Here is an 8,739-nt window from a genome sequence, read left to right on the forward strand (position 1 = left end):
AAAGCGGTCGCCGCGCTGCGCGAGCAGGCGGCGCGCGGCCGGGCCGGCTGACCGGCCGGGCGGCACCGGCGAAGCCGCCGGGTGTTGGATGGGGAGCAGCGGCTCACAAGGAGGCAGGACGTGTTCACCGGCATTGTCGAGGAGATCGGCGAGATCACCTCGGTCGAGCAGCTGACCAACGCGGCGCGGCTGCGGGTCCGCGGCCCCCTGGTCACCAGCGACGCCGGGCACGGCGACTCCATCGCGGTCAGCGGCGTCTGCCTCACGGTCGTCGAGGTGGCCGGCGGCGAGTTCACCGTGGACGTCGTGAACGAGACGCTGCAGCGGTCGAGCCTGGCCAAGGTCGCGACCGGCGACCGGGTCAACCTGGAGCGCGCGACCCCGGCGGGCGGGCGGCTCGGCGGGCACATCATGCAGGGCCACGTCGACGGGACGGGCGTGTTCCTCTCCCGCGACGAGAACGGCGTGACGACGTTCTCGCTGCCGGGCCACCTGTCCCGGTACGTGGTCGAGAAGGGCTCGATCGCCGTCGACGGGATCTCCCTCACCGTCGCGGCGGTCACCGGCGACCAGTTCAAGGTGGCGCTGATCCCGACCACGCTCGAGGCGACCACGCTCGGCGGGCGCGAAGCGGGCGACCTCGTCAACCTCGAAGTCGACGTGGTCGCGAAGTACGTGGAGAAGCTGGCCGAAGCGCATATCCGCGATCAGGTGCAGAATCGGGACAGCGGCGGCACGGAGGAGCGGTCATGAGTGAAACGAGCGCGGCGGAGCCCGCGGCGGGCTGGACCCCCTGCGGCGCCGGGGCGGTGTTCGACGCCGACGCCATCGAGCGGGCGATCTCGGACATCGCGGCGGGCCGGCCGGTCGTCGTGGTCGACGACGAAGACCGCGAGAACGAGGGCGATCTCATCTTCGCCGCCGAGAAGGCGACGCCGGAGCTGCTGGCCTTCATGGTCCGCTACACCTCGGGGTACGTCTGCGTGGCGCTGACCGAGTCCGAAGCGGACCGGCTGGACCTGCCGCCGATGTACCACACGAACCAGGACGCGCGGGGCACCGCGTACAGCGTCACGGTCGACGCCGCCGACGGCATCACCACCGGCATCTCGGCCGCCGACCGCGCGCACACGATCCGGCTGCTGGCCGACCCGGCCTCGACGGCGAAGGACTTCCGCCGTCCCGGGCACGTCGTGCCGCTGCGCGCCAAGGAGGGCGGCGTGCTGCGCCGCCCCGGGCACACCGAAGCGTCGGTCGACCTGGCCCGGATGGCCGGGCTGGCCCCGGCGGGCGTGCTCTGCGAGATCGTGTCGCAGAAGGACGAAGGCGACATGGCGCGCCGCGACGAGCTCGAAGTGTTCGCCGCCGACCACGACCTCGCCATCATCACCATCGCCGACCTGATCGCCTACCGCCGCCGCACCGAGAAGCAGGTCGAGCGCGTCGCCGAGGCCCGGATCCCGCTGGCCGCGGGCACGTTCCGCGCGGTCGGCTACGACTCGCTGCTCGACGGCATCGAGCACGTGGCGTTCGTCTACGGCGAAATCGGCGACGGCCAGGACATCCTGGTGCGCGTGCACTCCGAGTGCCTCACCGGCGACGTCTTCGGCTCGCTGCGCTGCGACTGCGGCCCCCAGCTGGAAGCGGCACTGGAAGCGGTGGCCACCGAAGGCCGCGGCGTCGTGCTCTACATCCGCGGGCACGAAGGCCGTGGCATCGGCCTGCTGCACAAGCTGCAGGCCTACCAGCTGCAGGACGACGGCGCCGACACGGTCGACGCGAACCTCGCCCTCGGCGTCCCGGCCGACGCCCGCGACTACGGCACCGGCGCGCAGATCCTGTGCGACCTCGGCGTCCGCACCATGCGGCTGCTGTCGAACAACCCGGCCAAGCGGATCGGCCTCGAGGGCTACGGCCTGCGCGTCACCGGGCGCGTGCCGCTGCCGATCTCGCCGAACCCGGAGAACCTGCGCTACCTGCGGACCAAGCGCGACCGGATGGGCCACGACCTGGCCCAGCTGGAGCACTACGACCAGGTCGGCGCGGGCACCGAGCACCCCGACGGAGGAGCACTGTGAGCGGCGAAGGCCGTCCCGACGTTTCCCTCGACCTGACCGGCTGCAAGTCCCTCAAGCTCGGCATCGTCGCGACCCGCTGGAACTCGGACATCACCGACGTCCTGCTGGAGCGCGCCCTGGTCGCGGCGCGCGAGGCGGAGCTGGAGGAGGACCCGACCGTCGTCCACGTCGCGGGCGCGGTGGAGCTCCCGGTGGTGGCGCAGGCGCTGGCCCGCAACCACGACGCGGTGGTCGCGCTGGGCGTGGTCATCCGCGGCGGCACCCCGCACTTCGAGTACGTGTGCGACGCGGTGACGGCGGGCCTGACCCGGGTGGCGCTCGACGAGAGCACGGCGGTCGGCAACGGCGTCCTGACGTGCGACACGCACGAGCAGGCGGTCGACCGCTCCGGCCGGCCGGGCGCCAAGGAGGACAAGGGCTACGAGGCGACGGTCGCGGCACTGGACACGGCGCACGTGCTGAAGGGCCTGCGCCAGCCGTGGACCGAGCGGGGTTTCGTGTGACGGTCCTGGTGATCCGCCCGCGCCGCGCGCTGATCGTCTGCAGCATCCTGGCGGTGGCGCTGCTGGCGGTGTTCGTGGTGGTGGCGGTGCTGCTGCGCAACGGCGACACGGGCGTCCACTTCCAGCGCTCCGACCAGGCGGCGATGGTCGGCATCGGCATCCTGCTGGCGTGCGGCGTGATGCTGTTCGCGATCGCCAGGGTGCGCGCGGACGAAGAGGGCATCGAGGTCCGGAACGTGGTGATGACCCGGCGGTTCGCGTGGAGCGAGGTGCTGTCGGTGAGCTTCCCGGACGGCGCGTCGTGGGCGCGGCTCGAGCTGCCGGACGACGAGTACCACGCGGTGATGGCGGTGCAGGCGGTGGACCGGGACCGGGCGGTGGAAGCGGTGCGGGCACTGCGGAAACTGCACCGCGCGGCCACCGGCGGCTAGCCGCCCTCGATCTGGCGGGCCAGCTCGCCGGCACGCTGTTTGGTGAGCTTGCCGGAGATCCGGACCGCTCCGTCGAGGATGGCGGCCCGGACGGTCGTCACCGAGACGACCCGGCTGTCCACGACGAACGCGACCTGCCGTCCGACGTTCTCGCTGGTGAAGTCGGCCCAGGTCTTCGTACCCTTGGAGTCGAAGGTGAGCTCCACGACCCACTGACGGACCAGCGCGTCGTAGCCGGACGTCGCGTCGGACACCTCGCTCCCGGACAGGAACGCGGGTTCGAGGAGGTAGGCCGTGTCGTCGGTTTCCCCGCACGTCACCAGCGGCAGGGCGCGGTCGTCGTGGCCGGCCAGCGGCTCGGCTTTGCCGGGGGTGCAGTCGATCGCCCGCACGGCCGCCGTCTGCTCGGCCGGGTCGCGGCTCTGCCGGGCGGCCGGTGAGAGCGGTGCACCGGTTCCGGTGCCGCCGATCCGCATCGCGGCGGGCACGACCTCGCGGAGTTCCAGCGACGACGTACCCGAGGCGTGTCCGCCGCACCCGGCCGACAACGTCAGCAGGACGGCCGCCGGAAGCAACAAGAAGCGCACGAGCCCCACATCGGCGGCGCGGCCTCGCCCGTTACGCCGTCAGAGGTCCAGGTCCACCACGATCGGCGCGTGGTCCGACGGGCCCTTCCCCTTCCGCGCGTTCCGGTCCACATAGGAATCCTTCACCGCATCGGAAAAGGCGGCGTTCCCGTAGACCAGGTCGATCCGCATCCCCTTGTTGTTCGGGAAGTTCCCCGCCCGGTAGTCCCAGTAGGTGAACGGGTGGTCGTACTTCAACGGCCGCGGGAACACGTCCGACAACCCCAGCTTCCGCAGGCGTGCCAGGGCTTCGCGTTCCGGGGGAGTCACGTGCGTCGACTCCGCGAACACCGCGATGTCCCAGACGTCCGCGTCCGTCGGCGCCACGTTGAAGTCGCCCAGCACCGCGAACGGCCCGGCCGAAATCTCCGAAGCCACCAGCGAGTGCAGCGACGAAAGCCACTCAAGCTTGTACGCGTAGTGCGGGTTGTCCGGCTCGCGCCCGTTCGGCACGTACACCGACCACACCCGCACGCCGCCGCAGGTGGCGCCGATCGCGCGGGCCTCCGCGGCGCCGTCGAACCGCGGCTCGTCCGGCAGCCCGCGCACCACGTCGGACAGCCCCACGCGCGACACGATCCCGACGCCGTTCCAGCGCCCCAGCCCGTACGCCGCCACCTCGTAGCCCAGCGCCTCGACCTCGGCCAGCGGGAACTTCTCCGTCGTGGTCTTCAGCTCCTGCAGGCACAGCACGTCCGGCGCCGTCTCCTCCAGGAAGCCCAGCACCCGGGGCAGGCGGGGGACGATGGAGTTCACGTTCCAGGTGGCGATCCGCATGCCCGCGAGCATCCCACACGCCACCGACAAAACCGGGGCGGCGCCGAAGCGCCGCCCCGGAGGCTCACACGCCCGCGGTCGTCCGGATCCAGGACCGGCTCGAAGCCACGCTCGCGTAGTTGTTCGTGCCGCGCGTGTTCGACCCGCTCTGGTTCTGGACCGTCGACGCGACGCCGACCTGGACGCCGTTCGCGACCTCGGGGCCGCCCGAGTCGCCCTTCCACGCCGAGCCGTTGATGCCGACGCTCTGGATCGCGCGGCCGCCGTAGGCGTCCGTGGACCGGCCGGTCACCTGGACGTTCGCCGTCTTCAGCGACGTCGCCGGCGGGCCGGTCGGGGTGGTGCGGCCCCAGCCGTAGATCTGGTTGGTGCTGCCGATGGCCGGGTCCGAGCTGCCCAGCGAGATCGGCGCGGTGCTGGTCGCCGACGCCAGGTGCAGCAGCGCGATGTCGCCGTTCGGGGACTCGTACTCGTTGTCGACGGCGATCTTCGTGCCCGACAGCAGCGTGTTGCTGCCGACCCGGACGTACATGCCCGAGCCGTCCTGGTCGAGGCAGTGCACCGCGGTCAGCACCCAGCGCGCCGCGATGACCGTGCCCGAGCAGTTGAAGCCCTGGTAGTCGCGCCCCGGGGTGTTGACGTACACCTGGGCGCCCCACGACACGGTGGGGGCGGTGGTGCCGCCGACGATGTTCGGCTGGACGCCGGCGGAAGCCACGGCGCCACCCGCGAGAGTCAGCGCGACGGCGGCCGCCGAGGCGGCGCCGAGGAGACGGAGAGAACTCACGGTGGGGATCCTTTCGGACGGGGGCCGGATCGGCCGGTCGGAAAGTAACCACCGCGTCACCCAGGGGGACACCTCCCAAAGTCGGAAGCGGACGAACACCCTACTTCCGGCGGGGCGAGCGGGGGCGCGCGAGAACTGTCGGTGGTGCCAAATAGTCTGTGGGAGTGGCTGACCCGACCACCTACCGTCCCTCGCCGGGGAGCATCCCGGATGCCCCTGGCGTGTACAAGTTCCGCGACGCGACCAGGCGGGTCATCTACGTCGGCAAGGCGAAAAGCCTCCGCAGCAGGCTGAACTCCTACTTCGCCGACCTCTCCGGCCTGCACCCGCGCACCCGGCAGATGGTCACGACGGCCGCGAGCGTCGAATGGACCGTCGTCACCACCGAGGTCGAGGCGCTCCAGCTCGAGTACAACTGGATCAAGGAGTTCGACCCCCGGTTCAACGTCCGCTACCGCGACGACAAGAGCTACCCGGTGCTCGCGGTGACGCTGAACGAGGAGTTCCCCCGCCTGCACGTCTACCGCGGCGCGCGCAAGAAGGGCGTCCGCTACTTCGGGCCGTACGCGCACGCGTGGGCCATCCGCGAGACGCTCGACCTGCTGCTGCGCGTGTTCCCGGCCCGCACCTGCTCGGCCGGGGTGTTCCGCCGCCACGGCCAGATCGGCCGACCCTGCCTGCTCGGCTACATCGACAAGTGCTCGGCGCCGTGTGTGGGGCGCGTCTCGGCCGGCGAGCACCGCGACATCGTCGAGGACTTCTGCGACTTCCTGGCCGGCAAGACCGACGTCATGATCAAGCGCCTCGAGACCGAGATGGCGGCGGCGTCCGAGGAGCTCGAGTTCGAGCGCGCGGCCCGGCTGCGCGACGACCTCGGCGCACTGCGCCGCGCCATGGAGAAGCAGGCCGTGGTGCTCGGCGACGGCACGGACGCCGACGTCGTGGCGTTCGCGCACGACGAGCTGGAAGCCGCCGTCCAGGTCTTCCACGTGCGCGGCGGCCGGGTCCGCGGCCAGCGCGGCTGGGTGATCGACAAGGCCGAGGAGATGGACGTCCCGGCGCTGGTCGACCACTTCCTCACGCAGTTCTACGGCGACGAGGCCGAGCTGGACGCGCGCGACGACGTCGACGCCGGGCCGGTCGTCCCGCGCGAGGTGCTGGTGCCGGAGCTGCCCGCGGACGCCGACGCGGTCGCGGAGTGGCTGAGCGGGCTGCGCGGCTCGCGGGTGCAGCTGCGGGTGCCGCAGCGCGGGGACAAGAAGGCCCTCGCGGAGACGGTCGAACGCAACGCGGGGGAGGCGTTCACCCAGCACAAGCTGCGCCGCGCCGGCGACCTGACGGCCCGGTCGGCGGCGCTGACCGAGCTGCAGGAGTTCCTGGCGCTGGACACCGCGCCGCTGCGCATCGAGTGCATCGACATCAGCCACATCCAGGGCAGCGACGTCGTGGCGTCGCTGGTCGTGTTCGAGGACGGGCTCGCGCGCAAGTCCGAATACCGCCGCTTCGCGCTGCGCGAGGCGGCCGAAGAGGGCGATGTGGCGTCGATCGCCGAGGTCGTGCGCCGGCGCTTCTCCCGCTACCTCAAGGAAACGGCGGACGACACGAGCAAGCCCGGCCTCGACCCGGAGACCGGCCGGCCGAAGAAGTTCGCCTACCCGCCGAACCTGCTGGTCGTCGACGGCGCGGGCCCGCAGGCCACCGCGGCCGCCGACGTGCTGGCCGAGCTGGGCATCACCGACATCGCCGTGGTCGGGCTGGCGAAGCGGCTGGAAGAGGTCTGGCTGCCGGCAGACCCCGACCCGGTGATCCTGCCGCGCACGTCGGAGGGGCTGTACCTGCTGCAGCGGCTGCGGGACGAGGCCCACCGCTTCGCCATCGCCTACCACCGCGAAAAGCGCTCCAAGCGGCTGGTGACGTCCGAATTGGACAGTGTGCCGGGGTTGGGGCAGGCTCGCCGGACCGCGCTGATCAAGCACTTCGGCTCGGTGAAGAAGCTCAAGCAGGCCAGGATCGAGGAGATCGAGGCGGTGCCCGGCTTCGGCAGGCGCACCGCGGAGGCCGTGGTCGCCGCGCTGGCCGGGGAGTCCGGTGCGGGCAACGGCACACAAGCAGGGGAGTAGGGAACGACAGTGAGTGCGCAAGAGGAGATCCGCGGGTCCGGCATGGAGGTCGCGGTCGTGTCCGGGCTGTCCGGGGCGGGCCGCAGCACGGCGGCCAAGTGCCTGGAGGACCTGGGCTGGTTCGTCGTCGACAACCTGCCCCCGGAGCTGATCGCGACGATGGTCGAGCTGGGCGCGCAGGCGCGCGGCGCGATCACGAAGGTGGCCGTCGTCATGGACGTGCGCTCGCGCGCGTTCACCGACGACCTCGCCTCGGTCATCAAGGACCTGGACGCGCGGGGCTACAAGCCGCGCGTGCTGTTCCTGGAGGCGACCGACGCGGTGCTGGTGCGGCGCTTCGAAGCCGTCCGCCGCGGCCACCCGATGCAGGGCGACGGCCGGCTCGCCGACGGCATCACCGCGGAGCGGACGCTGCTGGAGCCGCTGCGCGAAGAGGCCGACCTGGTGCTCGACACGTCGTCGCTGTCGGTGCACGACCTGCGCGCCAAGATCGAGGACGCGTTCGGCTCCGAGGCGAGCACCCAGACCCGGGTCACCGTGCTGTCCTTCGGCTACAAGTACGGCCTGCCGATGGACGCCGACCTGGTGATGGACGTCCGGTTCCTGCCCAACCCGTTCTGGATCCCGGAACTGCGCGAACACACGGGCCTCGACGGTGAGGTCCGCAACTACGTCCTCTCGCAGGAGGGCGCGGAAGAGTTCCTGGACCGCTACCACCAGCTGCTGCGGCTGATCGGCGCCGGCTACAAGCGCGAGGGCAAGCGGTACCTGACGCTCGCCGTCGGCTGCACCGGCGGCAAGCACCGCAGCGTGGCGCTGTCCGTCGAGCTCGCCCAGCGTCTGTCCAAAGAGGACGGTATGGCCGTGAAGGTGGTGCACCGCGACCTTGGTCGTGAATAACGTGCGCGCGGTCGCCCTCGGGGGCGGCCACGGGCTGCACGCCACGTTGTCCGCGGTGCGGCGGGTGACCCCCGACGTCACGGCGATCGTGACCGTGGCCGACGACGGCGGATCGTCCGGCAGGCTGCGGCGCGAACTCGGGCTGCTGCCACCGGGCGACCTCCGGCAGGCCTTCGCGGCCTTCGCCGCGGAGGACGGCGGCACGCTGTGGGCCGAGGTGTTCCAGCACCGCTTCGGCGGCGACGGCGCGCTGGCCGGGCACGCGGTGGGGAACCTGCTGCTGGCCGGGCTGTTCGAGGTGCTCGGCGACCCGGTCGCCGCGCTCGACGAAGCCCGCCGCCTGATGGGCGTCTCGGGCCGGGTGCTGCCGATGTCGCCCGAGCCGCTGGAGATCGAAGGCGAGGTCAGCGGCCTCGACAGCGAGGACCCGTCGGCGCTGCGCCGGATCCGCGGGCAGGTCGCGGTGGCCTCGACGCCGGGGCAGGTGCGGCGGGTCAGCCTGCGCTCCCCGGGCGCC

10 protein-coding genes are annotated in these 8,739 nt (G+C 72.0%); 7 read left to right on the plus strand and 3 right to left on the minus strand.

All coding sequences use genetic code 11. The features are described 5' to 3' along the window. Positions 1-120: 120 nt before the first annotated feature. The 4 genes from G3I65_RS11090 to G3I65_RS11105 are packed head-to-tail and all read left to right on the plus strand — an operon-like array spanning position 121 to position 3,012. A complete protein-coding gene (locus tag G3I65_RS11090) occupies positions 121-753 on the plus strand; it encodes a riboflavin synthase (protein ID WP_160696031.1) in 633 nt (210 codons plus the stop codon). Further along, positions 750-2,078, plus strand: coding sequence for a bifunctional 3,4-dihydroxy-2-butanone-4-phosphate synthase/GTP cyclohydrolase II (locus G3I65_RS11095; protein WP_125310833.1), 1,329 nt, complete (start codon positions 750-752; stop codon positions 2,076-2,078). The genes G3I65_RS11090 and G3I65_RS11095 overlap by 4 nt, the downstream gene beginning before the upstream one ends. Then, the gene (gene ribH, locus G3I65_RS11100) at positions 2,075-2,581 is read left to right on the plus strand and encodes a 6,7-dimethyl-8-ribityllumazine synthase (RefSeq protein WP_160696032.1); all 507 of its coding nucleotides are present in this window, start codon (positions 2,075-2,077) and stop codon (positions 2,579-2,581) included. The genes G3I65_RS11095 and ribH overlap by 4 nt, the downstream gene beginning before the upstream one ends. Continuing rightward, the gene (locus G3I65_RS11105; RefSeq protein ID WP_160696033.1) at positions 2,578-3,012 is read left to right on the plus strand and encodes a PH domain-containing protein; all 435 of its coding nucleotides are present in this window, start codon (positions 2,578-2,580) and stop codon (positions 3,010-3,012) included. The genes ribH and G3I65_RS11105 overlap by 4 nt, the downstream gene beginning before the upstream one ends. Here G3I65_RS11105 and G3I65_RS11110 read toward each other — a convergent pair. The 3 genes from G3I65_RS11110 to G3I65_RS11120 form a co-directional block, all read right to left on the minus strand. Next, entirely contained in the window at positions 3,009-3,599 is a 591-nt protein-coding gene (locus G3I65_RS11110; protein WP_160696034.1) for a precorrin-3B C(17)-methyltransferase, read from the minus strand. The two genes, G3I65_RS11105 and G3I65_RS11110, sit on opposite strands and share 4 nt — an antisense overlap. 39 nt (positions 3,600-3,638) lie before the next feature. Next, positions 3,639-4,415 (minus strand): exodeoxyribonuclease III, encoded by a 777-nt coding sequence (locus G3I65_RS11115; RefSeq protein ID WP_160696035.1) that lies wholly within the window; start codon positions 4,413-4,415, stop codon positions 3,639-3,641. A gap of 64 nt (positions 4,416-4,479) precedes the next feature. Continuing rightward, positions 4,480-5,202 (minus strand): trypsin-like serine protease, encoded by a 723-nt coding sequence (locus G3I65_RS11120; protein WP_160696036.1) that lies wholly within the window; start codon positions 5,200-5,202, stop codon positions 4,480-4,482. 164 nt (positions 5,203-5,366) lie between these two features. Between G3I65_RS11120 and uvrC the strand changes: the two genes are divergently transcribed. The 3 genes from uvrC to G3I65_RS11135 form a co-directional block, all read left to right on the plus strand. Beyond that, entirely contained in the window at positions 5,367-7,322 is a 1,956-nt protein-coding gene (gene uvrC, locus G3I65_RS11125) for an excinuclease ABC subunit UvrC (RefSeq protein ID WP_160696037.1), read from the plus strand. A gap of 42 nt (positions 7,323-7,364) precedes the next feature. Continuing rightward, the gene (gene rapZ, locus G3I65_RS11130; RefSeq protein WP_003101350.1) at positions 7,365-8,222 is read left to right on the plus strand and encodes an RNase adapter RapZ; all 858 of its coding nucleotides are present in this window, start codon (positions 7,365-7,367) and stop codon (positions 8,220-8,222) included. Position 8,223: 1 nt separating this feature from the next. Continuing rightward, positions 8,224-8,739: 2-phospho-L-lactate transferase CofD family protein (locus G3I65_RS11135; RefSeq protein WP_309235383.1), on the plus strand; the 516-nt coding region annotated here is incomplete at its 3' end.

Source organism: Amycolatopsis sp. SID8362 (genome assembly GCF_010550475.1).
Lineage (GTDB): Bacteria > Actinomycetota > Actinomycetes > Mycobacteriales > Pseudonocardiaceae > Amycolatopsis > Amycolatopsis eburnea.